The organism is Marinobacter sp. M-5, from assembly GCF_032911545.1.
Taxonomy (GTDB): domain Bacteria; phylum Pseudomonadota; class Gammaproteobacteria; order Pseudomonadales; family Oleiphilaceae; genus Marinobacter; species Marinobacter goseongensis.
In genome coordinates, this window is record NZ_JAWJEK010000004.1 from 102,591 (window position 1) to 129,082 (window position 26,492).

At 59.4% G+C, this 26,492-nt stretch carries 18 protein-coding genes; 14 read left to right on the plus strand and 4 right to left on the minus strand.

All coding sequences use genetic code 11. The annotated features are described in order from the left end of the window. Positions 1–92: 92 nt before the first annotated feature. On the minus strand, positions 93–2,300 hold the full coding sequence (locus R0125_RS15800; protein ID WP_317238775.1) for a primosomal protein N': 2,208 nt from the start codon (positions 2,298–2,300) through the stop codon (positions 93–95). Positions 2,301–2,532: 232 nt separating this feature from the next. On the opposite strand from R0125_RS15800, the gene rpmE reads away from it, so the two are divergent. Together rpmE and R0125_RS15810 are read left to right on the plus strand one after the other, a co-directional pair. Beyond that, complete coding sequence (gene rpmE / locus R0125_RS15805; protein WP_248183744.1) at positions 2,533–2,754, plus strand: 50S ribosomal protein L31; 222 nt, start codon at positions 2,533–2,535, stop codon at positions 2,752–2,754. Positions 2,755–2,986: 232 nt separating this feature from the next. Next, on the plus strand, positions 2,987–4,252 hold the full coding sequence (locus R0125_RS15810) for a malic enzyme-like NAD(P)-binding protein (RefSeq protein WP_248183746.1): 1,266 nt from the start codon (positions 2,987–2,989) through the stop codon (positions 4,250–4,252). A gap of 80 nt (positions 4,253–4,332) precedes the next feature. Here R0125_RS15810 and R0125_RS15815 read toward each other — a convergent pair whose 3' ends face one another. Beyond that, entirely contained in the window at positions 4,333–6,828 is a 2,496-nt protein-coding gene (locus R0125_RS15815; RefSeq protein WP_317238776.1) for a penicillin-binding protein 1A, read from the minus strand. Between the two features lie 195 nt (positions 6,829–7,023). On the opposite strand from R0125_RS15815, the gene R0125_RS15820 reads away from it, so the two are divergent. The 12 genes from R0125_RS15820 (at position 7,024) to R0125_RS15875 (ending at position 23,170) form a co-directional block, all read left to right on the plus strand. Then, positions 7,024–8,088 (plus strand): type IV pilus assembly protein PilM, encoded by a 1,065-nt coding sequence (locus R0125_RS15820; RefSeq protein ID WP_248183748.1) that lies wholly within the window; start codon positions 7,024–7,026, stop codon positions 8,086–8,088. Next, on the plus strand, positions 8,088–8,651 hold the full coding sequence (locus R0125_RS15825) for a PilN domain-containing protein (RefSeq protein ID WP_248183749.1): 564 nt from the start codon (positions 8,088–8,090) through the stop codon (positions 8,649–8,651). Before R0125_RS15820 ends, R0125_RS15825 begins: the two co-directional genes overlap by 1 nt. After that, complete coding sequence (locus tag R0125_RS15830; RefSeq protein WP_248183750.1) at positions 8,651–9,262, plus strand: type 4a pilus biogenesis protein PilO; 612 nt, start codon at positions 8,651–8,653, stop codon at positions 9,260–9,262. Before R0125_RS15825 ends, R0125_RS15830 begins: the two co-directional genes overlap by 1 nt. A gap of 2 nt (positions 9,263–9,264) precedes the next feature. Next, complete coding sequence (locus R0125_RS15835) at positions 9,265–9,810, plus strand: pilus assembly protein PilP (RefSeq protein WP_248183751.1); 546 nt, start codon at positions 9,265–9,267, stop codon at positions 9,808–9,810. Positions 9,811–9,875: 65 nt separating this feature from the next. Beyond that, positions 9,876–11,936, plus strand: coding sequence for a type IV pilus secretin PilQ (gene pilQ, locus R0125_RS15840; protein WP_317238777.1), 2,061 nt, complete (start codon positions 9,876–9,878; stop codon positions 11,934–11,936). Between the two features lie 126 nt (positions 11,937–12,062). Further along, entirely contained in the window at positions 12,063–12,629 is a 567-nt protein-coding gene (aroK, locus tag R0125_RS15845; RefSeq protein WP_317238778.1) for a shikimate kinase AroK, read from the plus strand. Next, positions 12,622–13,716 carry a 3-dehydroquinate synthase gene (gene aroB, locus R0125_RS15850; RefSeq protein ID WP_317238779.1) on the plus strand — a complete coding sequence of 365 codons (1,095 nt, stop codon included), beginning with the start codon at positions 12,622–12,624 and terminating at the stop codon, positions 13,714–13,716. Before aroK ends, aroB begins: the two co-directional genes overlap by 8 nt. A gap of 21 nt (positions 13,717–13,737) precedes the next feature. Continuing rightward, positions 13,738–15,174 carry an AAA family ATPase gene (locus tag R0125_RS15855; RefSeq protein WP_317238780.1) on the plus strand — a complete coding sequence of 479 codons (1,437 nt, stop codon included), beginning with the start codon at positions 13,738–13,740 and terminating at the stop codon, positions 15,172–15,174. 236 nt (positions 15,175–15,410) lie between these two features. Beyond that, complete coding sequence (gene gltB / locus R0125_RS15860; protein ID WP_317238781.1) at positions 15,411–19,859, plus strand: glutamate synthase large subunit; 4,449 nt, start codon at positions 15,411–15,413, stop codon at positions 19,857–19,859. Positions 19,860–19,937: 78 nt separating this feature from the next. Further along, a complete protein-coding gene (locus R0125_RS15865; protein ID WP_248183831.1) occupies positions 19,938–21,356 on the plus strand; it encodes an FAD-dependent oxidoreductase in 1,419 nt (472 codons plus the stop codon). Between the two features lie 119 nt (positions 21,357–21,475). Next, positions 21,476–22,540, plus strand: a complete 1,065-nt coding sequence (gene hemE / locus R0125_RS15870; RefSeq protein ID WP_248183761.1) for a uroporphyrinogen decarboxylase — start codon at positions 21,476–21,478, stop codon at positions 22,538–22,540. Between the two features lie 261 nt (positions 22,541–22,801). Then, positions 22,802–23,170 carry a PilZ domain-containing protein gene (locus R0125_RS15875; RefSeq protein WP_317238782.1) on the plus strand — a complete coding sequence of 123 codons (369 nt, stop codon included), beginning with the start codon at positions 22,802–22,804 and terminating at the stop codon, positions 23,168–23,170. An 86-nt stretch (positions 23,171–23,256) separates the two neighbouring features. Here the strand turns inward: R0125_RS15875 and radA are convergent, their stop codons facing one another. Both radA and ettA read right to left on the minus strand, forming a co-directional pair. Further along, positions 23,257–24,633 carry a DNA repair protein RadA gene (gene radA / locus R0125_RS15880; protein ID WP_317238783.1) on the minus strand — a complete coding sequence of 459 codons (1,377 nt, stop codon included), beginning with the start codon at positions 24,631–24,633 and terminating at the stop codon, positions 23,257–23,259. Next, positions 24,633–26,294, minus strand: coding sequence for an energy-dependent translational throttle protein EttA (gene ettA, locus R0125_RS15885; protein WP_248183764.1), 1,662 nt, complete (start codon positions 26,292–26,294; stop codon positions 24,633–24,635). Before ettA ends, radA begins: the two co-directional genes overlap by 1 nt. Positions 26,295–26,492: the final 198 nt, after the last annotated feature.

Sequence of the window (26,492 nt, forward strand, 5' to 3'; positions counted from 1 at the left end):
GGAAGAATGGGTATCAGGCGGGAGACCGCCGGGAATCGAAGCTCGCTATTATCGCGGAAACGGCAGCTGCAAGCAAAAAGCCTACGCGTGTCTCAGCCGGTTTCCTGCGGATCCACATCAATCATCCATTTCAGCCCACTCGGCAGTTTTTGCTGATCCAGACCCTGACACAGATGGGCAAGTACCTGGTTCAGTCGTTTGCGGTTGTCACAGCACAGCACCAACTGTGCCCGGTGGCGGTCCGCGCGGCGGGCGATCAGCGCCGGCAGCGGCCCCCAGACATCGATGCCGGTTACGCTGGCTTTCGGTTTCAGGGTGTCCAGCAGTGCCAGGCTTTTTGCCATGGTGTCGGCTTCTGCCCGGAATATTGCCATGGCACGAAAAGGCGGGAACAGACCGTTCTCCCGCTCCGCAAGCAATTGATCGGCCAGGGCTAGATAGTGGCCCTGGCAGAGGGATTTCAGAATCGGATGGTCGCTGTGGCAGGTCTGGACCAGGACGTGTCCCGGTTTTTCGCCACGACCCGCGCGACCGCTGACCTGCAGCAAGGTCTGAATGAGCTGTTCGGGGGCCCTGAAATCGATGCTGAACAGACCGCCGTCGGCGTTGACCACCACCACCAGCGTGACGTTGGGAAAATCATGACCTTTCGCCAGCATCTGGGTGCCGACCAGGATGCAGGGCTCCCCGGTGTTCACTTTTTTGAGAATGCCCTGGATGCTTCCTTTGCGCTGGGTGCTGTCGCGGTCCACCCGCACCACCGGCGTGTCCGGAAACTGCGAGGCGAGAATGTCCTCGGTGCGTTCGGTACCCTGGCCGACCGGTTTGAAGGCCTCGCTCTGGCATTTGGGGCAGTGTTCCGTGGCGGCGGTCTGGTAATCGCAATGGTGGCAGCGCATGGCCCGGTCTCGTCGGTGGTAGGTCAGCCGGGTGTCGCAGCGCGGGCACTCCACCATATGCCCGCAATCGAAACACATCATCACCGGAGCGAAGCCACGCCGGTTTACAAACACCAGGGCCTGCTGGCCAGCTGCAAGGCATTTCTCGATGGCTTGCAGGCTAGGGCGGGACAGGCCGCCCTCGAGCGGACGGCTGCGGATATCCAGCAGGCTGATGGTGGGCGGCCGGGCGTTACCCGCCCGTTCCTCGAGCCTGATCAGCCGGTATTTTCCGGACAGGGCGTTGTGATAGGACTCCAGGGAGGGAGTCGCCGAGCCCAGTATCACCGGGCATTGGTTCAGGTGTCCCCGATATACGGCCACATCCCGCCCTGAGTAGCGGAAACCCTCGCCCTGCTTGTAGGAGCTGTCGTGCTCCTCATCAACGACAATGGTTTTCAGGTGCGTGAACGGTAGTAGCACGGCGGACCGTGTACCGATCAGAATGACCGGTTCGCCGTTACGGACTTTCAGCCACGTAGACAGGCGCTCGCCATCATTCAGGGCCGAATGCCAGACCACAATCCGGTGGCCGAAATAGCGCTGGAATCGGGCCACCGTTTGCGGCGTCAGATTGATTTCCGGCACCAGCACCAGCGCCTGCGAGGCGTCATCGAGCCGTTGCTTCAGGTAATGAAGGTAGAGCTCGGTTTTGCCGCTACCGGTAATGCCGAACAGAAGCGATGCGTTGAAGCCCTCGTCTGGCCCGGGAATCTGGTCAGCGGCTGCTTGCTGCACCGGCGACAGGGTCGGCCCCGGTGTTGGCGGTGCCGGAGCCGGCGCTTCGCCTGAGGCGGCAGACTCCTCTACCAGTGCTTTCTGGTGCAGTGTGCGAATCTGCTCGCGGGTGAAGCCGGCGGCGACAATGGCCGACACAGGAGCGCCGGCAGGGCGCTCCCTGAGCCAGGTAAGCAGTGCCTTTTGACGATGGGCGTTGGCGGAGAGCGTTTGAGGGAGTCCGCTGGCACGCCACCAGGTGTCCGGTTTTTCCGCGGCCGGGCGGCCGCGCCGCAATGCCGGCGGCAGTGCAGTAAAAAGACATTCCCCCAAAGGGTGCTGATAATAGTCTGATGCCCAGCTCAATAGCCGAAAGGTTTCCGGCGGTAGCGCCGGCCAGGGCTCAGGGGTGGAATACACCGATTTCAATTCGATTCCTGCGGGCGGCTCTACGCCGGTTTCCACGACCAGGCCCATGGCCGATTGCCGGCCAAACGGTATGTTCACTCGCTGGCCTGGCTGGAGCGCCAGATGGTCGGGCGTGCGGTAGTCGAAAAGACGGCGCAAAGGACGGTTCAGGGCAATACGCACAGTGGCCGGCGGTTGCCCGGTTCCGCTGGAAGTCCGTTTCGGTGAGGCAGTCACGGTATTTGCGTATCCTTGATATCGACGTGGAGGCGGCCGGTACGGCGTGCGGGGGAAATGCCCCAAAGGTTTGGGCTTGCCTGCCGTAGCGTTTGCAAGTAAGATTCGCGGTCTGTTTCCGGCAGGGCATGATTGTGCCCCGTCTTCTTCATTGATTCAAACATGCGGTGCCCGGCGCCCGGAGTAAGAAGCTCCCGCGATCAGGTAGCGGCATGACCGACAGAGGTTCGCCATGAAAGAAGGTATCCACCCCAAGTACGAAGAGATTACCGCTACCTGCTCATGCGGTAACGTGATCAAGACCCGTTCCACCATCGGTCAGGATCTGCAGCTGGATGTGTGCTCCCAGTGCCACCCGTTCTACACTGGAAAGCAGAAGGTTATGGATACCGGTGGTCGTATCGATCGCTTCCAGAAGCGTTTCGGTGGCCGCATCGGTGGCAAGAAAGACTGATTATCCGGTTCTTTCTGAAAAAAGCGTCCTGTGGGACGCTTTTTTTTGTGCCCGAACCCCCGGGACATTCGTAAATAGTGGCGGTGTATACGCAGTTGGCCCTATTGACTGCTCAGTAAATGCACAATCAGGCCTTGTCTGATCTACGCCTTCGCGCCATAATGGCGCGCTCCGTTGGGACAGGTCCCGGCGGGTTTATTACCTCTTAAACGTGACAAACGGAACAGTGGCAATGTCTCAAGATCTGAAAGAAGCAGCCCTTGAATATCACGCCAAGCCGCGGCCTGGTAAGCTGAGTGTTGAAATCACCAAGCCGACCAAGACCTCCCGCGACCTTTCCCTGGCGTACAGCCCCGGGGTTGCCGAACCGGTCCGCGAGATCGCAAAGGACCCCGAGAACGCATACAAGTACACTGCCAAGGGCAACCTGGTAGCCGTGATCTCTGACGGTTCCGCCATCCTTGGTCTGGGTAACCTCGGTCCTCTGGCGAGCAAGCCGGTAATGGAAGGCAAGGGCGTACTGTTCAAGCGCTTTGCTGGGATTGACGTTTTCGACATCGAAGTCAATTCTGAAAGCCCGCAGGCGTTTATTGAAACCGTAGAGCGTATCGCCGATACCTTCGGTGGTATCAACCTGGAAGACATTAAGGCACCTGAGTGCTTCGAGATCGAGCGCGCTCTGATCGAAAAATGCAATGTGCCCATCTTCCACGACGATCAGCACGGAACCGCCATTGTAACCGCGGCCGGCATGATCAACGCTCTGGAGCTTCAGGGTAAGAAAATTGAAGAAGCAAAAGTGGTGTGCCTGGGTGCCGGTGCCGCCGCGATTGCCTGTATGAAGCTGCTGATCAGCTGCGGTATTCGCTCTGAAAACATCTTCATGCTTGACCGCAAGGGTGTGATCCACTCGGGTCGTGACGATCTGAACCAGTACAAGGCTATGTTTGCCAACGACACCGACAAGCGCACGCTGGATGACGCGATGACCGGTGCCGATGTGTTCCTGGGTCTCTCTGGTCCGGACCTGCTGACCGCTGATCAGCTGAAGCTGATGGCGCCCAATCCGATTGTGTTTGCCTGCTCCAACCCGGATCCCGAGATCAGCCCGGAAGTTGCCCTGGCAACCCGCGATGACCTGATCATGGCGACCGGTCGTTCGGACTACCCGAACCAGGTGAACAACGTGCTGGGCTTCCCGTTCATTTTCCGCGGTGCTCTGGACGTGCGTGCCACCAGCATCAATGAGGAGATGAAAGTGGCTGCGGTAAACGCGATTCGCGAGCTGGCGAAAGAGCCGGTACCCCGTGAGATCTGCGAAGCCTATGGTGTTGAGGCGTTTGAATTCGGTAAGGAATACATCATTCCCAAGCCGATGGATGTGCGCCTGCTGGGAGTGGTTCCGGCGGCGGTAGCCCGTGCAGCGGTTGATTCCGGTGTTGCGCGTAACCCGTATCCGGCTCACTACCCGCTCAAGTCCATGGACGATATCATCTGAGTCGTTCCCGGTGAGCTGAGCACATAAAAAAACCGGCGGTGATCCCGCCGGTTTTTTTGTGCCTGAATGCTTCGGTCAGGTCAGAAGATCTGGCGTGACAGATCATCATCGCCATTACCGCCGTTTCCGGATTCGTCCCGCGGATCCATTGGCGGCGGCGCATCCTCCTCGCGAAACAGTTCAAACAAACCATCCTGCCCCGGTCGGGCGCGCTTTCCGGTTTCCGGGTCAATCCGAACGTTGACGATGCCGTTCGGGCGGGGCATCAGCGAGCTGGAGCTGCCGTTCAGAGCAACTTTCATATAGTCCATCCAGACCGGCAGTGCCGTGCTGGCACCGAATTCGCGGCGTCCCAATGGGGCAGGTTGGTCAAAGCCGACCCACACGGTGGTGGCAATGTCGTGATTGTATCCGGCAAACCAGGTGTCTACCTGCTCGTTGGTCGTTCCGGTTTTGCCGGCCAAGTCGCTGCGACCCAGTGCCAGCGCGCGGCGCCCCGTGCCCAGCTTGATCACGTCCCGCATCATCGAGTGCAGAATATACACCGAGCGCTCATCGGCAAGGCGGCGGGCAATGCGTACTTTAGGTTCACCATCGCTGGCTGCGTCGCCTTCTGCCGATGCCTGCTGTAGGACGTCATCGCAGTCCCGGTTGCATAAAATCACTTTCGGCGCGCTGTAAATCTCTTCGTCGTTGACGTCTGTGATGCTCGCTATCAGGTAGGGCGTCACGTCATACCCGCCGTTGGCGATCACTGCAAAGCCCCTTGCCAGTTCCATAGGCGTCAGCTGGCCGCTGCCAAGAGACAGGGACAGGTCTTTTTGCATGTCGCCGGTGGGGATCTTCAGCTGGTCAAGGTAATCCAGTGTGTTCTGGATGCCCAGGTCCCGGAGTAGCCGGATGGAGACCAGGTTTCGTGACAGGTAGAGCGCCTTGCGAAGCCGCGTTGGGCCATAGAACTGGCCAGACGAATTCTGCGGGCGCCAGGCTGTTTCCAGTTCGTCGTCATCAAACACGATCGGGGCATCGTTATAGATGGTGGCAGGTGTCATGCCGTTTTCGAGAGCAGCCAGGTACAGGAAAGGCTTGAAGGTGGAGCCAGGCTGTCGCTTCGCCTGGGTGGCGCGATTGTACTTGCTCTGGCTGAAGCTGTACCCGCCAGCAAGTGCTTCGATGGCCCCCGTGGCAGTATTCAGAGAAATAAGGGCGCCCTCCACGCGAGGCGCCTGAGCCAGACCAACCTGACGGATATTGATGGTGTCGATCTGCGGGCTGCGGCCATCATCAGCGCCGGCTTCTGTGGCCATGGTCTCGAGTGCCGGGTCTGCGGCCGGTTTGACGTAGACGACATCGCCTCTGCTGACCACGTCCGAGGGTTTTTCCGGTTTGGCGCCGGTCAGGTTTTCGGTTCTGTAGCGTCGGGCCCAGGTCATGGACTCAAAGGTCATGACGGTTTTGCCCAGGGTTCGGGCAAACAGATCCACTTCGCCGTCGTCGTCCCGGACCGCGGTCACGATGGCGGGTATGAGGGCTTCCACCCGCGGATAGCCGGCAATCAATCGCTCCAGGTTCTCCGGTTCCAGCTCGACACTGTCAATCTGGCCGATGGGTCCCCGGAAGCCGTGCCTGCGGTCATACGTCTCCAGGCCCTTGCGGAGGGCCAACGTGGCCTGCTGCTGCTTGGTACTGTTAACGGTGAGCTTGACTTCGTAGCCATCGGTGTAGGCCTTGTCGCCAAACCGCCGAACCATTTCGGTTCTCGCCATTTCCGCGGCAAAATCGGCATCCACTTCGGTATCCGCGGCATTGTAGCGCGCGGTGAGGGGGGCATTGGCTGCCAGTTCATATGCGTCCGGCGTGATGTAGCCGAGGTCTCGCATGCGCCCGAGAATCCAGTTGCGGCGAATCTGTGCGCGCTCAGGATTGGCGAGAGGGTTGAAGGCGGACGGTGCCTTGGGCAGGCCGGCAAGCATGGCCATCTGTGCCAGGGACAGTTCGGAGATCGGCTTGTTGTAGTAAACCTGAGCGGCGGCAGCGATGCCGTACGAGCGGTTGCCGAGATAGATCTTGTTCAGGTAGAGCTCGAGGATGCGCTCCTTGCTCAGTTCACGTTCTATTTGAAGAGCCAGAAGTATCTCGTTGAACTTGCGGATAAACGTTCTGTCGCGTGACAAAAAGTAATTTTTTGCAACCTGCATTGTGATGGTGCTGCCCCCAGACTGGATCTCTCCCGTGGAGACCAGTTCGATGGCAGCCCGCATCAGGCCTTTGAAGTCCACCCCGAAGTGGTCGTAAAAACGCGCGTCTTCCGCGGCCAGAAAGGCATGTAACTGAATTGTAGGGATCTGTTCGATTGTGACCGGTGCCCTTCTCTTTTCACCGAATTCTGCTATTAATCTGTCATCCGCGCTGTAGACCCTCAGTGGCGTCTGCAACTTGATATCAAGAAGCTGATCCACTGGCGGAAGTCCGGGGCGAAGATAAAGATAGAAACCGGAAGTCACGATCATCGCGAGACTTAATCCGGTGATAAAAAGCCAGGCAAACAGGCGGGATGTACGCAACAAATGAGACATTTTTTTCTGACAACTGTTGGATATAGGTCTATCATTTGAGAAATTGCTTTAGGAAGGATAATTCGCTTCACCGTTGCAATGTCATTCAAATAATGAAGAACTCGCATTGTAGACGGAAAATTGAAGAAATTCTCTTAAATAAAAAACACATAAGTTACGTAACCCGGTGCATGTAACCAGGTATAGGGTGAGCGCGTGTTCGGATTGTTTGGTAAAAAATCCAGTGCCGTCTTGGGTGTCGATATCAGCTCCAGCTCGGTGAAGCTGTTGGAACTCTCAAAGACGGGTGACCGGTATAAGGTCGAAAGCTACGCAGTAGAGCCGTTGCCGGCGAATGCTGTTGTCGAGAAAAACATTACGGACGTCGAAGCGGTTGGAGAGGTGCTCAAGCGCGTCGCGTCGAAATCCCGCACCGGCGTCAAACAGGTCGCCGTGGCTGTCTCGGGCTCCGCCGTCATTACCAAAGTCATCCAGATGGATGGCGGCCTCAACGAGTTCGAGATGGAGGACCAGATCGCTCTGGAGGCGGACCAGTACATTCCATACCCGCTTGACGAAGTGGCCATTGATTTCGAAGTTCAGGGCGCCTCTGAAACCAATCCTGACCAGGTTGACGTTCTTCTTGCCGCGTGCCGGAAAGAGAACGTCGATATTCGCGAGGATGCCCTCGAGATTGCGTCGCTGAATACCAAGATTGTGGACGTGGAAGCTTACGCGCTTGAGCGTGCCTACTCGCTGATCGAGCGCCAGCTCGAATCTCAGGGCGAGGAACTGGTCGTGGCCATCGTCGACGTCGGCGCGACCATGACAACGCTGAGCGTGCTGGCCGAGGGCAAAACGGTTTATACCCGTGAGCAGATCTTCGGCGGCAAACAGCTCACCGAGGAAATTCAGCGTCGGTATGGTTTGTCGCTGGAAGAGGCGGGGCTGGCCAAAAAGCAGGGTGGCCTGCCGGACGATTACGACTCAGAAGTACTCACTCCCTTCCGTGAAGCCGTGGTGCAGCAAGTGGCACGAGCGCTGCAATTCTTTTTCGGAGCGAGTCAGTACAACGCGGTGGATTATGTGGTGCTTGCCGGCGGTACGGCTTCCATTCAGGGGCTGACGGAAATGGTCGAGGAAAAAACAGGCACGCCAACGCTGGTGGCCAATCCGTTTGCCGATATGGCAGTCGGATCCCGGGTTAACGCGTCGGCACTTGGCAATGACGCGCCCTCGCTGATGATTGCGTGTGGTCTGGCGATGAGGAGCTTTGACTGATGGCAAAGATTAACCTCAGACCCTGGCGTGAAGAACTTCGCGCGGAAAAACAGAAGCAGTTCGTGGTGATGATTCTGGGGGCGGCCATAGTGGCAGCCGGCCTGGCGTTTCTGTGGAAGTCCGACATGGACAGCCGCATTGCCTACCAGCAGTCCCGCAACGCCTACATCGAGACAGCGACCAGGCAGCTTGATCAACAGATCAAGGAAATCGAGGATCTGAAGCGCAAGCGGGACGAGCTTTTGGCCCGCATGCAGGTGATCCAGGAGCTTCAGGGCACCCGCCCGGTCATCGTCCGCGTCTTCGACGAGCTGGTGCGGACGCTGCCGGATGGCTTGTTCTACTCGGATCTGAAGAAAACCGGAGACCGCGTGGATATCGTTGGCATGGCCGAATCCAATGGCCGGGTCTCCACCTTGTTGCGGCGTTTCGAGGAGTCAGACTGGTTCAGCGATCCGAACCTGACCAACGTTGCCGCCGCCGACAGTCGTCGGACCGGGTACAGTGAATTCAAGATGTCGGTCCAGCAGCAAACTCCAGAGCCCGAAGGGGAGGATAAGTAATGAGCCTCGCGGACTCACTCAAAAGTCTGAATGAATTCGACATCAACGATCTTGATGTCAACAACGCGGGTATCTGGCCAGCGCCGATCAAAGCCATCGTGGCACTGATCATTTTCGGTCTGATCCTGGGTGGTGGGTACTGGTTCTTTATCAAGGATCAGTACGCGCAGCTCGAAAGAGTTGAAAGCACCGAGCAGGAGCTCCGCAAGAAATACGAAGACAAGGCCTACCAGGTTGCCAACCTTGACGTGTTCAAGGCGCAGATGGAGGAAATGGAAGAGACGTTCGGGGCTCTGGTTCGGCAGCTGCCCAGTGAAACCGAGGTGCCCGGGCTGTTGGAGGACATAACCAACACAGCGCTCGGTAGCGGCCTTGCGCTGCAGGAAGTCGCTCTCCAGCCTGAACAGCGTCGTGATTTCTACTCGGTGTTGCCGATCAACATCCGCGTTTCCGGCTCTTACCATGAGCTGGCATCCTTCGTCAGCAGTGTGGCAAGCCTGCCACGGATTGTGACGCTGCACGACTTGACGATTAAACCAACTGGCGGTGATGGCGAGCGACTGGATATGCAGGTCCTCGCACGCACCTACCGCTACCGGGCTGGAGAATGAGCATGGCAGGACAGCATGCGGGAAAAGCCTGGCTGGGTATTTGTCTGGCATCCCTTCTGACGGCTTGTTCCCAGGGAAGTGGTTTCTCTGATCTTGACAAATTCATGGCCGATACCAGGGCGAAACCGAGGGGGCACGTTGAACCCTTGCCGGAGTTCAAGGCATACGAAGCGTTCAGTTACTCTGCCGCCGATCGGCGCGCGCCTTTTGAACCGCCGATTGATGCGCAGTTGACCATGGTGGATAACGAGCCGGTCAGTGACGTCGAGCCGGATCTCGATCGCCCGAGAGAGGTGCTGGAAAACTTCGACCTGAAGGATCTGAACATGGTGGGAACCCTGACAGACACCTCAGGTGGTCTTTTTGCGCTGATTCGCGACAACGCGGGTGGCGTACACCGGGTACGTTCGGGCAATTACATGGGGCAAAACTACGGCCGCATTGTCGGCATAGGCGAGTCCCGTGTGGAGCTCATTGAAATCGTTCCCAATGGCCGGGGTGGATGGGTCGAACGTCCTCGTTTCCTGTCCCTCGATGAAGAAGGCTAAGGAGCGGGATGATGAATAGCGAAAGAAACATGCATGAACAAAAAAGTTTGGGGTCGAGGCTAGCGATGTTCAGAAAACTCAATGTATACGTCAGCGTGATTGCTCTGGGGTTGTTATCTGGCCTGGCCAATGCGGTCACGCTGGAAGACGTGTCGTTTTCATCGTTGCCCGGCGACCAGCTGGAAGTGACGTTGCAATTTGACGGTCAACCCCCCGAACCAACGGGTTACACCATCGAGCGCCCGGCACGGATTGCGGTCGATCTGCGAGATACGCAGAGCGGTCTGGATAGTCGCAGTGTCCCACTGGGTTCCGGCAATGCCCAAAGCATGACCGTGGTGGAAACCAAAGACCGCACCCGCTTGATCTTCAATCTGATCGAGCTGGCACCCTACGAGACCGCCCGGCAGGGTAATTCACTGGTGCTGACTATTGGTGGTGAAAGCAGTGGCACGACCATGGCTGCCAATGGCGGCGGTTCCTCGTCTGCCGCGCCAGCGTCCTCGCGCAGCCGCGATGCGCTGGCCGGCGTCGATTTTCGTCGCGGCAAAGATGGCGAGGGTCGGGTGATTGTTGATCTCGGCAGTCCGAGCACGCCGGTGGATCTGTCCGAGCTGGGTGGCAAAATTCGCCTGACCATGGACGGCACCACGGTTCCGGAGAATCTCCGCCGCCGTCTCGACGTCACCGATTTTGCCACGCCGGTGACCCGTGTTGACACCTTCATCGAGAACGGCAACGCCGTTGTCGAGATTCGTCCGGAAGGCAACTACGATTACATCGCGTACCAGTCCGGCTCGCAGTTCACCGTCAGCGTTGAGAAGCTGTCTGAGCAGGAGGCGGAAGAGCGCCGCGAGGAGAGGTTCCCATATACGGGCGATAAGCTGTCACTGAACTTCCAGGACATCGAGGTCCGTTCGGTGCTGCAGCTGATTGCCGACTTTACCGGCCTTAACCTGGTTGCCAGTGATACGGTCAGCGGCAGCATCACCCTGCGCCTGCAAAATGTGCCCTGGGATCAGGCGCTGGATCTGATCCTCAAGACCAAGGGCCTGGACAAGCGTCAGATCGGCAACGTTCTGCTGGTAGCGCCTGCTGACGAGATCGCTGCCCGTGAAAAGCTCGAGCTGGAAACCACCAAGCAGATCGCGGAACTGGCCCCGGTTCGCCTTGATATCATTCAGGTCAACTACGCCAAGGCCGCCGACATCGTTGCTCTGATCCAGGCTGACGCGGAGCTTGTCTCTTCCCGCGGATTCGTTTCGTCCGATGCGCGTACCAACACCATCAGCGTGCGTGAAACGGCAGAAAAGCTTGAGGAAATTCGTCGTCTGGTGACAACCTGGGACGTGGCCGTACGCCAGGTATCGATTGAGGCGCGGATCGTGCGTGCCCAAAACAATGTCGCTGAAGAGCTGGGTGTTCGTTGGGGCGCGCAGGGGCGTGCAACCGCCGATGGCGGCACTGACAGCATTGTGGTGGGTGGCTCCCAGGGTGGCTTGCCGGGCATCGGCACCGGCGGCGGTCCGCTGACGCTGCCTTCCGATCTGAACGTTGATCTCGGCGTAACCCGCACCAACACATCATCGGTTGCCTTCGGGTATATCGGCACCGACCTGCTGATCGACCTCGAGCTGTCCGCCTTCGAGAGCGACGGTCAGGCGGAGGTTGTATCCCAGCCTCGTGTGGTAACGGCTGACAGGCAGACCGCCAAGATCAAGTCCGGTGAAGAGATTCCTTACCAGGAAGCCTCCTCCAGTGGTGCTACATCGGTTTCCTTCAAGGAAGCTGCGCTGTCGCTGGAAGTGACGCCGCAGATTACGCCAGACGACAAGATCATCATGGACCTTGTGGTGAACCAGGATTCCCGTGGCGAAGTGACTGCCGGTATACCGGCCATCAACACCAACGAGGTCACCACTCAGGTGCTGGTGGGCAACGGCGAGACCGTCGTTCTGGGTGGTATCTTCCAGTCCGAAGTCGCCACCACCGTCACCAAGACGCCGTTCCTGGGCGATATTCCCTACCTGGGTCGTCTTTTCAAGCGCACCGAGCGAATCGACGAGCGTAGCGAGCTGTTGATCTTCATCACCCCGAAGATCATCAAAAGCGACCTGATCGATTAAGCTCACCGTGTAACGAAAGCCGCCGCCTAGCACCGGCGGCTTTTTTTCGTCCGGACACGGGTGAAATTTATCGATTCTGCGGCCCTGTGCTATTCTCACCCGCCAGAATGTTTATGAGCTCAAGTTATGTCACTGCCAAAACGAATAGTCCTGGTTGGTCCCATGGGGGCGGGCAAAAGCACGATTGGCCGAATGCTGGCCAGGGAGCTCGGCTATCGTTTTCTGGATTCAGACCGAATCATTGAAGAGCGCTGCGGAGCCAACATCCCGTGGATATTTGATGTCGAGGGTGAGGAGGGGTTCAGGCAACGGGAAACGGCAATGTTGGCGGAGCTGTCTGCGGTGCACGGTACCGTGCTGGCCACGGGTGGTGGTGCCGTCATGCGCCCCGAAAATCACGAACTCCTCAAGCGTGATGCTGCCGTGGTTTATCTGAAAACCTCGATCGACCAGCAGGTCGAGCGCACCCGTCGCGACCGCAATCGGCCCCTGCTCCAGAATGACGATCCCGAGGCGGTCCTGCGGCACCTGTTCACAGTGCGCGACCCGCTTTACACCGGGCTGGCCGACATCGTTATGTACACGGACCGGAAAAGCCCCAGGCTGGTGGTCCGTCAATTGGTTAACAGGGTGAATCCGAGAACGCCGCGCCACAAACGTCAGGTGCGGAAGGAAGGGCGAAATCATGCATAGAGCGGTCAGAGAGCTCAACGTGGATCTGGGTGATCGTAGCTACCCCATTTTTATCGGCGCGGGGCTGCTGGGTAGCCGGGATCTGACCCCCTACGTGGCGGGCAGCCAGGTCATGATCGTCACCAATGAGACGGTCGCGCCGCTCTACCTCGAAAAGGCCGAGGCGTGTTTTCGCGGCAAGCGCGTGGATACGGTCATCCTGCCAGATGGCGAGAAGTACAAGGACTGGCAAACGCTCAACCTTATCTTTGATGCTTTGTTGGCGAAGCGGCACACCCGGAAAACCACGCTGGTCGCGCTCGGCGGCGGCGTGATCGGCGACATGACCGGGTATGCAGCCGCAAGCTATCAACGCGGAGTGCCATTTATCCAGATTCCCACCACGCTGCTATCGCAGGTGGATTCGTCAGTAGGCGGTAAGACCGGGATCAACCACCCGCTGGGCAAGAATATGATTGGTGCCTTCCATCAGCCTGAAGTGGTGCTGATTGACACCGATTCCCTGGCAACTCTGCCGCCGCGGGAAGTGTCGGCGGGACTGGCGGAAGTGATCAAGTATGGTCTGATCCGCGATACCGAATTTCTGGCCTGGCTGGACCGTGACATCGACCGTCTGATGGCACTCAAAGCGGAGGCTCTGGTCGAGGCTATCTTCCGCTCCTGCGCCTGCAAGGCCGACGTCGTCGCGCAGGATGAACGTGAGGGTGGGCTTCGAGCCATCCTGAATCTGGGGCATACCTTCGGTCATGCGATCGAGACCTTTGCCGGCTACGGCAACTGGCTGCACGGCGAGGCCGTTGGCACGGGGATGATCATGGCGGCGGACCTATCGCGCAGAGACGGCATGATTTCCGAAGCGGATTTCCAGCGCTGCCGGGCGTTAATACTTCGTGCTGGGTTACCGGCTTTGCCGCCCCGGGAGATGACACCTGCGGACTTTATGGAACTGATGTCCGTCGACAAGAAAAACGTGGATGGTGCATTGCGGCTGGTGCTGCTGCGGGCCGTCGGTGACGCTTTTGTCACGGCTGACGCAAAGCCCGGGTCGCTTGCCGCCACCTTGAACGAATTCTGCAGGTCAGCCTGATTTATCAGGCGTTGATCGGGTTTGGACCACGCGCAACAGGGACTGACAGTGAACGATGCGGGATTGAACAGCCTTGACGATGGCGGTCTGTTTCCGAGGCTGCAACAGGTGTACGGCTTGAGAGCCAATCCGCTGGATATGGAATCGCCGTTTTATCCGGATGCCATGCGTCACCATGCCCTAGAAACGCTCCGGCACCTCAGTGGTTTTGGAGATATGGCGCTGCTTTTGACCGGGTCACCCGGCGTTGGAAAGTCGCGGATTCTGGCGGAACTGGTGCGCAGTGAGTCGTCCCGCCTGGAGTTTCATCGGCTCCCAGCGGCGGCACTGACCACAAGTCAGGCGCTGGCCCGCTGCCTGCTGGCCATTGCCCACAAGAGTATCGAGACCCCGCAAAACCCCAGCGAGGCCATCTACGGATTCTTCCGTTGGTCTGAGGCCCGCGCCCGGAAAGGGCAGCGCATGGTGTTGCTGGTGGATGACGCTGACCGTGCGCCGCCCGAGTGTTTACGAATGCTTCTGGCAGCGTTTCTCGCGGCCGATCGCGGCGCGGCCGCGGTCCCGGTATTCAGCGGTGGCCACGAACTGATTGCCATGCTGGGCCTGGATGAGGCGACCACAGGGGTTCATCAGGTGCATCTGAGACCGTTAACCCAGGAGGAAGTTCGCGGCTATCTCGAGCCTCGCGTGCATCGTGCCGGTGGAGATCTTGCCAACCTTCTCAGTGCCGCCCGATTGCGGCAGATCCACGAGCTCAGCCAGGGCAGCTTCGGCCGCGTCAAGCGGGTCACGCCCGCAGTTTGGCTTGGTATGGTGCCTGCGGCGTCGTCCGCAAGGCAATTCCCGTTCCGGAGCCTTCTGAGTTTCCGCTGGCCGGCGCTGGCTCTGGCACTGCTCGGCCTGTCCTGGTGGATCGTTTCGGCTCAATACGACGAGTCTCTGGTTCCAGAGCCGGTGGAGGTGGTGCCCGAGCGCATCCGTAAAAGTATTACCATAGGCCCCGATCAGCCTGCTTCCCAGCCGGCGCCGGTGGTGTCTGCAGTGGAGCCGACGCCACTTACCCCGGACCGCGAGCCGGTGCCACAGGCCGAAGCCCGGTCCGAACCCTTGCCGGAACTCCAGCCGCAGCCTGAGCTCGACACTCAATTGGCGTCGGATCCGGAGTTCGCGCCATCCATGCCTGAACGCTTTGTCACCCTCGCGGAGGCGCGTCAGCGCGAAGGTGTTACCGCGCAGCTCCTCGCCGGGTTCCTCGAAAAGACTGCAACGGACTTCCTGGAGCAGCATGCCGAGGTGATGGGCTTGCAATATACCCGTTCTACACGCCAGGATCGGGACTGGTTCGTGGTATTCTATGGTGAGTTTGCCGATGCGGATGCTGCCAGGTCGGCGCTGGCGAAGCTGCCGGCGGATTTGCAGACCATTTCGCCCTGGATCCGGCCATTTGGCGGGTTTTGATCGTCATTCGCGCTTCGTCAGTGAGACCGGGAAGGCACCGGTAAAAGTCCAGAGAATCAATGGGTTTAGGTGATCCAAATGATTTTCTTGCCCCTAAAATAAGCAGTCTCCGGATTGAGTACGTATTTCTACGTGTGTAGAATATCCAGCCCCCATTTTCAGTGTCAAAGGGTGACTTTAACGGTATTTGTTTACAACTCTTTGATTGAAAAGCATTTCTATGTGAGAGAACGCTTATGATGACAGGTTTGTATCATCCCGAGGAATTCAGGGACAACTGCGGTTTCGGACTGATCGCCCACATGAAGGGCGAGGTCAGCCATAAGTTGTTGCAAACTGCCATCGAGTCGCTGACCTGCATGACCCACCGTGGTGGTATTGCTGCAGACGGAAAGACCGGTGACGGTTGTGGCCTGCTGATCCAGAGTCCAGATGCCTTCCTGCGCAAGGCCGCCAAGGCCGCCTTTGGCAAAGAGCCCGGCGACCTGTTCGCGGTTGGTCAGGTGTTCCTGAATCAGGACGAAGCCAAGGCGCAAGCCGGGCGTGCTGCCATCGAAGCGCGGCTGACCGAGCAGGGCCTGGATATTCTGGGCTGGCGTGAAGTGCCCACCGATGACAGCTGCCTCGGTCCGATGGCGCTGGATTGCCTGCCACGTATCGAGCAGGTCTTCGTGGCGCCCGCCGGTAAGGCAGAAAAAGAGTTCGCCATCAGCCTGTTTATCGGTCGCCGTTACGCCGAGCGTGATATGGCGGACGACGCCGAGTTCTACATCTGCAGCCTGTCTCACCGCACGCTGGCCTACAAAGGCCTGATGATGCCGGCCGATCTGGCGAACTTTTACAAGGATCTGGGCGATCCGGACCTGCAGACCGCGATTTGCGTGTTCCACCAGCGGTTTTCCACCAACACCATGCCGCGCTGGCCGTTGGCCCAGCCGTTCCGGTTCCTTGCTCACAACGGTGAGATCAACACCATTGATGGCAACCGCAACTGGGCGATCGCCCGCGCGGCCAAGTTCAGCTCGCCGGACCTGCCGGACCTGCAAACCCTGCAGCCGCTGGTTAACCTGACCGGTTCGGATTCATCCAGCATGGATAACATGCTGGAAGTACTGCTGGCCGGTGGCGTGGATCTGTTCCGTGCGGTGCGGATGATGATTCCGCCGGCGTGGCAGAACGTTGACACCATGGACTCCAAGCTGCGCGCCTTCTACGAGTACAACTCCATGCACATGGAGCCGTGGGACGGTCCCGCCGGCCTGGTCTTCTCCGACGGTCGCTACGCGGTGTGTATGCTCGACCGTAACGGCTTGCGCCCGGCACGCTGGGTGGTCACCAAGGACGACTTCATCACCCTGGCGTCCGAGATCGGCACCTACGGTTATGAGCCCGATGACGTTGTGGCCAAGGGCCGTGTTGGCCCGGGCCAGATGCTCGCTGTCGATACCCAGACCGGGGAAGTGCTCCACACGCCGGATATTGATGAGCGTCTCAAGAACGCGCACCCCTACAAGCAGTGGTTGCGCGAGAACTCCCTGCGGGTAGAGACCACGCTGAACCAGGACACACCTGAATTCCGCCTGATGGATGCCGATGAGCTACTGGTTCACCAGAAAATGTTCATGGTGTCCTTCGAAGAGCGCGATCAGGTACTTCGCCCACTGGCGGAGAGTGCTCAGGAAGCGGTCGGTTCCATGGGTGACGATACCCCGATGGCGGTGTTGTCCAGCCGCGTTCGCCATGTAGGGGATTATTTCCGCCAGAAATTTGCCCAGGTAACCAACCCCGCGATCGATCCGCTGCGTGAAGCAATCGTGATGTCCCTGGAAACCTGTCTGGGTTCCGAGCGGAACGTGTTCGAGGAAACACCGGAGCACGCCGACCGGATCATCCTGACAACGCCGGTTCTGTCGCCGGCCAAGTTCCTGAAAATCGCCAATAATGATCGCCCTGGTTTTGAGGTGGCGCGAATTCATCTGGGCTACCGCGCCGAGATGGGGCTGGAGCAGGCCATCCGTCAGGTATGCGACGAGGCCGAGCAGGCGACCCGCGACGGCAAAGTTCTGCTGATTCTGTCAGACAAGGATCTGAAAGAAGGCGAGTTGCCGGTCAACGCCCTGATGGCCACCGGTGCCGTTCACCACCATCTGGTGGCGAAAGGCCTGCGCTGCGACTCCAACATCATTGTGGAGACCGGCTGGGCCCGCGACCCGCACCAGTTTGCGGTGTTGTTCGGTTTCGGTGCCACGGCGGTCTATCCGTATCTGGCCTACCAGGTTCTGAACGACCTGATCCGCACCGGCGAAGTGCTGATGGATCCGATCGAGGCCAAAAACAACTACCGTAAGGGCATCAACAAGGGCCTGCTGAAGATCCTGTCGAAGATGGGCATCTCCACCATTACCTCCTACCGGGGCGCCCAGTTGTTCGAGGCCATCGGTCTGGCGGATAACGTGGTCGATCTGTGCTTCAAAGGCGTGCCGAGCCGTATCCAGGGCGCTGGCTTCTTTGATTTTCAGCAGGATCAGGAGCAGCTGGCGGCCGTGGCCTGGAAACCCCGCAAGCCGATCTCCCAGGGTGGTCTGCTGAAGTACGTCCACGGTCAGGAATATCATGCCTTCAATCCGGACGTGGTTGGCAAATTGCAGGAAGCGGTGAGCAGCGGTGAATACGGTCACTACAAGGAGTACGCAGGGCTGGTAAACGAGCGCCCGGTGGCAACCCTGAGGGACTTGCTGGGCTTCCGTAAGGACATTCAGGCCATCGATATCACCGAGGTTGAGCCGGTCGAGAACATCTTCCCGCGCTTTGACTCCGCGGCCATGTCCCTGGGGGCGCTGTCTCCGGAAGCCCACGAGGCGCTGGCGGTTGCGATGAATACCCTGGGTGGTCGTTCCAACTCGGGTGAGGGCGGTGAAGACCCCGCGCGTTACGGCACCGAGAAGCGTTCGAAGATCAAGCAGGTGGCCTCCGGGCGCTTCGGCGTTACCGCCGAATACCTGCGCAGTGCCGATGTCATGCAGATCAAGGTGGCGCAGGGCGCCAAGCCCGGAGAGGGTGGCCAGTTACCGGGCGGTAAGGTCAACGACCTGATTGCCAGACTGCGTTATTCCGTGCCCGGCGTGACGTTGATTTCTCCGCCGCCGCACCATGACATCTACTCGATCGAAGATCTGGCGCAGCTGATATTCGATCTGAAGCAGGTGAACCCGCAGGCTCTGGTTTCGGTGAAGCTGGTTTCCGAACCGGGTGTCGGCACCATTGCCGCCGGTGTGGCCAAGGCCTACGCCGATCTGATCACCGTTTCCGGTTACGACGGAGGCACCGCAGCCAGCCCACTGACCTCCATCCGTTACGCCGGCTCCCCGTGGGAGCTGGGTCTGACCGAAACCCAGCAGGCGCTGCGCGCCAACGATTTGCGCGGCAAGATCCGCCTTCAGACGGATGGCGGCATCAAAACCGGTCTGGATGTGGTCAAGGGCGCCATTCTGGGCGCGGAAAGCTTCGGATTCGGTACTACCCCGATGGTGGCGCTGGGCTGTAAGTACCTGCGCATCTGTCACCTGAACAACTGTGCCACCGGTGTGGCTACCCAGAACGAACACCTCCGTGAAGAACACTTCAAAGGCACGGTGGAAATGGCCATGAATTTCTTCCGCTTTGTGGCGGAAGAAACCCGCGAGTGGATGGCCAAGCTGGGCGTGCGCAGCCTGGAGGAACTGGTGGGTCGGGTTGACCTGCTGGAGCGCCTGCCGGGTGACACTGAGCGTCAGAAGAAGCTGGATCTGAGCCGCTTGCTGGCCAACGACCACATCCCGGCGGACAAGCCGCAGACCTGTCAGGTGGAGCGCAACCAGCCGTTTGATGAGGGCGCTCTCGCCGAGCAGATGGTCAGGGACATTGCCGGTGCACTTGATGAGAAGTCCGGTGGCGCCTGGTCTTACCGTGTGACCAACTGCGACCGCTCCATCGGTGCCCGTCTGTCCGGTGAAATTGCCGCGCGGCACGGTAACCAGGGCATGGTGGATGCGCCGGTCACGCTGGATCTGACCGGTACTGCCGGCCAGAGCTTCGGGGTGTGGAACGTGGGTGGCCTTAACCTGATTCTGGAAGGCGACGCCAACGATTACGTGGGTAAGGGCATGACCGGCGGCAAGCTGGTGGTCAAACCGCCCCGCGGCAGCACCTTCAAGACTCACGAAACCTCCATTGTGGGTAACACCTGCCTGTACGGCGCGACCGGTGGCAAGCTGTTTGCCGCAGGTACCGCGGGCGAGCGTTTTGCCGTTCGTAACTCCGGCACCCATGCGGTGGTGGAAGGTGCAGGCGACCATTGCTGCGAATACATGACCGGCGGTCTGATTACCGTGCTGGGATCGACCGGCTATAACTTTGGTGCCGGCATGACCGGCGGTTTTGCCTATGTGCTGGATATGGACAACACCTTCGTGGACAAGTACAACCACGAACTGGTGGAAATCCAGCGCATCTCACGTGAGGACATGGAGTCCTACCGCAATCACCTGCGTGGAGTGATCCGTGAGCACATCTCGGAGACCGGCAGTCCGTGGGCAGAACACATTCTTGAAGATTTCGACGACTTCATCGGCCGTTTCTGGCTGGTGAAACCCAAGGCGGCGAACCTCCGCAGCTTGCTGGCAAGCACGCGCGCGCGCCCGGAATAAGCGCCGGACTGAACAGGGTAAAAGGGGGGCGCCAGACAGCGTCGCCCCCGTCGAAATCGAGTTGATGAGAGCAGCATGATGAAAGAACGACTGAATAACGACTTCCAGTTTGTCGAAGTTGGGCGCGTGGACCCCAAGAAAGTACCCGCAAAGAAACGCAAGAAGGAATTCGGGGAAATCTATCATCCGTTCACCCAGGAGCAGGCTGCGCCACAGGCACACCGCTGCCTGGAATGCGGTAACCCGTATTGTGAGTGGAAATGTCCGGTTCACAACTACATCCCCAACTGGCTGAAGCTGGTATCGGAAGGCAATATCATGAGGGCGGTGGAGTTGTGCCACCAGACCAACTCCTTGCCGGAAGTGTGTGGCCGTGTCTGCCCACAGGATCGCCTCTGTGAGGGCGCCTGCACCCTGAATGACGGCTACGGCGCCGTTACCATCGGCTCGGTCGAGAAGTACATTACCGACACCGCGTTCGCGCTGGGATGGAAGCCCGACATGTCCGCCGTCAAGTGGACAGACAAGAAAGTGGCGGTGATTGGCGCGGGGCCGGCCGGGCTCGGGTGCGCCGATATTCTGGTGCGCAACGGCGTCAAGCCGGTGGTGTTTGATATCTACCCGGAAATCGGAGGCCTGCTGACCTTCGGTATCCCGGAATTCAAGCTGGAAAAATCGGTGATGACCCGTCGCCGCCAGGTGTTCGAGGAAATGGGTGTGGAATTCCGCCTGTCCACTGAAGTGGGCAAGGATGTGATGATGGAAGACATCCTCGGCGACTACGACGCCGTGTTCATGGGCATGGGCACCTACACCTATATGAAAGGCGGTTTCCCGGGTGAAGAGCTGCCGGGCGTCTACGATGCGCTGCCGTTCCTGATCTCCAACGTCAATCGCCGCCTTGGTTACGAGCAGGACGCGGCGGATTTCATCGACATGAAGGGCAAGCGCGTCGTGGTGCTCGGCGGTGGTGATACTGCCATGGACTGCAACCGTACCTCCATCCGGCAGCAGGCTGAGAGCGTGACCTGTGCTTATCGTCGTGACGAAGCCAATATGCCCGGCTCCCGGAAAGAGGTGGCCAACGCCAAGGAAGAAGGCGTCAAGTTCATGTTCAACCGTCAGCCCATCGCCATCATCGGTGAAGATCGGGTGGAAGGGGTGAAGGTCATTCAGACCCGCCTTGGTGATCCGGACGAGAATGGCCGTCGCCGTCCGGAAGTGGTTCCCGGCAGCGAGGAAGTGATCCCCGCCGATGCCGTGCTGGTTGCCTTCGGTTTCCGGCCAAGCCCGGCCGGCTGGTTTGGCGAGCAGAACGTCAACACCGACGATTCCGGACGCGTGGCTGCGCCCGAGGAATCCGAGTTTGCGTTCCAGACCAGCAACCCCAAGATTTTCGCCGGTGGTGACATGGTCCGTGGTTCGGATCTGGTCGTAACCGCTATATGGGAAGGCCGCCAGGCTGCTGAAGGAATTCTGGACTATCTCGATATCTGAGGTCCGATCGGATTCCGATCAAAAGGGCGGCTTGCTAAGGGTAAGCCGCCCTTTTTTATTGCTGTAAACGGGGTATCATTGCCCTTCACTTCGCAGACCGAGAGCAGACTGGAACTCCTATGACCGAGCTGAAAAATGACCGCTTCCTGCGCGCACTGATGCGCCAGCCCGTTGACCGCACACCGGTTTGGATGATGCGTCAGGCTGGCCGCTACCTGCCGGAGTATCGTGCAACCCGTGCCCAGGCGGGAGATTTTCTCAGTCTCTGTAAGAACACCCCGCTGGCCTGTGAGGTCACCTTGCAGCCTCTGGAGCGCTTCCCACTCGACGCCGCCATTCTGTTTTCGGATATCCTGACCATCCCTGACGCCCTGGGGCTGGGCCTGTACTTTGAGACCGGCGAGGGTCCGAAGTTCAAGAACACCATCCGCTCAGCGGCAGACGTTGAGGCCTTGCCCACCATCAAGGCCGAGGTCGATCTGGACTATGTGATGAATGCGGTGTCCACGATTCGTGGCGCACTCAATGGCAGCGTGCCGTTGATCGGCTTCTCCGGTAGCCCCTGGACGCTGGCGACCTACATGATCGAGGGTGGTTCGTCGAAGGATTTCCGCGAGGCGAAGAAACTGATGTACGGCCAGCCGGAGGTGATGCACCGCCTGTTGGACCACCTGGCGGACTGCGTCATCGACTACCTGAACGGCCAGGTTCGTGCCGGTGCGCAAGCGGTGCAGATTTTCGATACCTGGGGCGGTGTGCTCAGCAGCTGGGCATACGAGGAGTTTTCCCTGCGCTACATGAAGAAGATTGTGGATGGCCTGATCCGCGAGAACGAGGGTCGCCGGGTGCCGGTGATTCTGTTCACCAAGAACGGCGGCCAGTGGCTGGAGTCCATCGCTGACTCGGGCGCCGACGCAGTCGGTCTGGACTGGACCACCGACATCGGTAACGCCCGTGCCCGCATCGGCGACCGGGTCGCCCTGCAGGGCAACATGGACCCGGCCATGCTGTACGCGCCGCCGGCGCGGATTCGCGAGGAAGTGGCGGATATCCTGCGCCGCTTCGGTTCCGGTTCGGGGCACATCTTCAACCTGGGCCACGGGATTACCCCCGACGTGGATCCTGAGCATGCCAAGGCATTTATCGAGGCTGTGGTTGAGCTCAGTCCTGAATATCACCGCTGATTTTGGTGCTTGCCATTCCCTGGCCTGTAAGCGAGGGGATGGCAGCGGTCGGAAAGGGATTCCCCAAACCGCTACGAGCGCATTTCTGTGTGCTTCTCTCCGACCATCCATGGCCTCCGGAAGTTTTGAAAAGGGCCCCATAACGGCCTAACTCCGAATCCGACATCTATCCCCGAAAGCCACCCAAAAACTCCGCTAGCCGTATCCCCCGTGTCGGGTCTATAGTCATACAAACCAAGACCGGTAGACAGGAGTAACCACTTGACCATTCAGCCCCCCGAAAAACGCCGCTTCCACCGCATCGAGTTTGACGCTCCCTGCGAGCTCCATTGTCAGGACGGCGTGTGGGCAACGGAGGTGCTTGATATCTCCCTCAAGGGCCTGTTGGTCAAGCGTCCTGCCCGGTGGAACGTGCCGTTAAAGCAGCCGTGTGAGGTGATTATCCACCTTGACGGTCATAAGAGTGGCATCGTGATGGCGGTGGAATTGCGGCATGTGGAGCCTGAGCGGCTGGGCTTCAAATGCAAATACATTGATCTGGACAGCGCGACGCATCTGAAGCGATTGGTGGAATTGAATTTGGGTGATCAGGCGCTGTTGGAGCGGGAATTCGCGCATTTGATCGATTAGGGGGTTACTGTCCTGGTTGATCGGATGACGGCTTTGCCTCATCCAGTCCCGCCCCGACACCCGTATCGTAAGGCTGCGCCCGAAAGTCAGAGTTCCTCCAAGGCCGAAAGCGCATCACTGAGCTTGGCCACCGGAATCACCCTCATCCCTTCCACAGGTTTGCGCGGCACGTTGGCCTTCGGCACTAGAGCGCGGGTGAAGCCGTGCTTGGAGGCCTCGTAAATGCGCTCCTGGCCGCTGGGTACCGGGCGAATCTCACCGGACAGACCGACTTCGCCGAAAATGACCAGATCCTGGGGCAGGGCGCGGTCCCTGAAGGAGGAGACTACGGCGGCCAGCAGCGCCAGATCCGCACTGGTCTCGTTGACCTTCACACCGCCCACCACGTTCACGAACACATCCTGATCCGACACATGCAGGCCGCCATGGCGATGCAGCACCGCCAGCAGCATCGCCAGCCGGTTCTGGTCGAGGCCGACAGCGACGCGTCTGGGGTAGCCCCCCTGGGCCATGTCCACCAGCGCCTGGATTTCCACCAGCATTGGCCGGGTGCCTTCCCAGACCACCATCACCACGCTACCCGGTGCGGCTTCTTCGCCGCGGTTCAGGAAGATGGCCGAAGGGTTTTTCACCTCTTTCAGGCCCTGTTCCAGCATCGCGAAGACGCCCAGTTCATTCACTGCACCAAAGCGGTTCTTGATGCCTCTCAGGGTGCGGTAGCGGCTGTCGTTGGACCCTTCCAGCAGGATAGAGCAATCGATCATATGCTCCAGCACTTTCGGGCCGGCCAGGCTGCCGTCTTTGGTGACATGGCCGACCAGGAATAGAATGGTGCCGGTCTGTTTGGCAAAGCGGGTCAGGAACGCCGCGCTTTCCCGAACCTGGGACACGCTGCCCGGGGCCGATTCAATTTCCGCCACGTGCATCACCTGGATACTGTCCACCACCAGAATCCGCGGTTTCTCGGCTTCCGCCACCTGCATCAACCGCTCGACACTGGTTTCCGACAGCATTTTCAGGTCTTTGGTGGGGAGCCCCAGGCGTTTGGCGCGCATCGCCACCTGTTGCAGGGACTCCTCGCCGGTGACGTACAGTGCCGGCACGCTGGTGGCCAGATGGCAGACCGCCTGAAGCAACAGCGTACTTTTACCCGCGCCGGGATGACCGCCCATCAGCACCGCGGAGCCTTCCACCAGGCCGCCACCCAGCACCCGGTCAAATTCCTGCATACCGGTGCTGATGCGGGTTTGCTCGGCCAGGCTGACATCGTCCAGGCTCTGGACTTCCGCCAGACTGCCGGCAAAGCCCTCGAAGCGGGCGCCTCGGGCACCCTTGGTGTTGGCGCTGACACCGCGAACTTCGCTGATGGTATTCCAGGCCTGGCAGGCGGTGCACTGGCCTTGCCATTTGGAATAGTCCGCACCGCACTCGGTGCAGACATAGGCGGTTCTGGTTTTTGCCATCAGGCCAGCTTCTTGTACTTCATGCGCTTGGGCTGCATTGCCGAGTCGCCCTTGCGCTTCTTGAAGTCTTCGTCGTAGTCGCTGAAGTTGCCCTCGAAGTACACCACGTCGCCGTCGTCTTCGAACGCCAGGATGTGGCTCGCGACCCGGTCGAGGAACCAGCGGTCGTGGGAAATCACCAGCGCGGAGCCGGGGAAGTTGAGCAGGGCTTCTTCCAGCGCGCGCAGGGTTTCCACGTCCAGGTCGTTGGTGGGTTCGTCCAGCAGCAGGACGTTGCCGCCCTCTTTGAGCAGTTTGGCCAAGTGCAGGCGGTTACGCTCACCCCCGGACAGGTCGCCCACCCGCTTCTGCTGGTCGCTGCCCTTGAAGTTGAACCGCCCGACGTAGGCCCGCGAAGGCGTCTCGTAGTTGCCCACCTTGATGATGTCATTGCCGTCGGAAAGCTCTTCCCACACAGTTTTGCTGCCGTCCAGATCGCGCATCTGGTCGACGTAGGCCAGCTCCACGGTGTCGCCCACGGTAATGCTGCCGGAGTCGGGCTTGTCGAAGCCGGCGATCATCTTGAACAGGGTGGACTTGCCGGCGCCGTTACCACCGATGATGCCGACAATGGCACCGGGCGGTATGCTCAGGGATACATCCTCATAGAGCAGACGGTCACCGAAGGACTTGCTGATGCCCTCCACCTCGATCACCTTGTTGCCCAGGCGCGGGCCGGGCGGGATGTAAAGCTCGTTGGTTTCGTTGCGCTTCTGGAATTCCTGGGAGCTCATTTCCTCAAAGCGGGCGAGGCGAGCCTTGCTCTTGGACTGACGGCCCTTGGCGTTGCTCCGCACCCACTCCAGCTCCTGCTTGATGGCCTTCTGGTGGGAGGCTTCCTGTTTGGATTCCATCTCCAGGCGCTTTTCCTTGTTCTCGAGCCACTGGCTGTAGTTGCCCTCGAACGGGATGCCGTGCCCACGGTCCAGTTCCAGAATCCAGCCCGCCACGTTGTCGAGGAAGTAGCGGTCGTGGGTGATAGCAACCACGGTGCCTTCGTAGTCGTGGAGAAAGCGCTCGAGCCAGGCCACCGATTCCGCATCCAGGTGGTTGGTGGGCTCGTCCAGCAGCAGCATGTCGGGGCCGGACAGCAGCAGGCGGCACAGGGCTACGCGGCGACGTTCACCGCCGGACAGCACGTTGACCTTCTGGTCCCAGGCTGGCAGGCGCAGGGCGTCCGCAGCCACTTCCATCTTGCGCTCGATGTCATGACCATCGGTGGCCTGGATGTAGGCTTCCAGCTCGCCCTGTTTCTTGGCCAGCGCGTCGAAATCCGCATCCGGTTCGGCGTAGGCGGCGTAGACCTGGTCCAGCTCAGCGAGGGCATTGTGAACGCCAGACACCGCTTCATCGACAATTTCTTTCACGGTTTTGGTGTCGTCCAGCTCCGGCTCCTGGGGCAGGTAACCCACATTGATTCCGGGCTGGGGCCGGGCTTCACCGATGTAATCCTGGTCCACGCCCGCCATAATGCGGAGCAGGGTGGATTTACCAGAACCGTTAAGGCCGAGTACGCCGATTTTGGCACCCGGAAAGAAGCTCAGGGAAATGTCCTTGAGGATTTCACGCTTGGGCGGAACCACTTTGCCCACGCGGTTCATGGTGTATACGTACTGGGCCATAACGGGTTATGTCCTCTGTTGATTCGGAGGTAAAAAGGGAATTTGCCAGATAAGCCCCGTAAGGTAGCGAAACCGGCAGGCTATAGCAATTGACGCAAACCGCCCGGGGGCATCCCCGATTGCGGTGTGACGGTTTCTGCGGAGGGGCTTCTGCGGGTATAAAGGATGATTTTTCACCCATTTGTGAGATAGAATAGC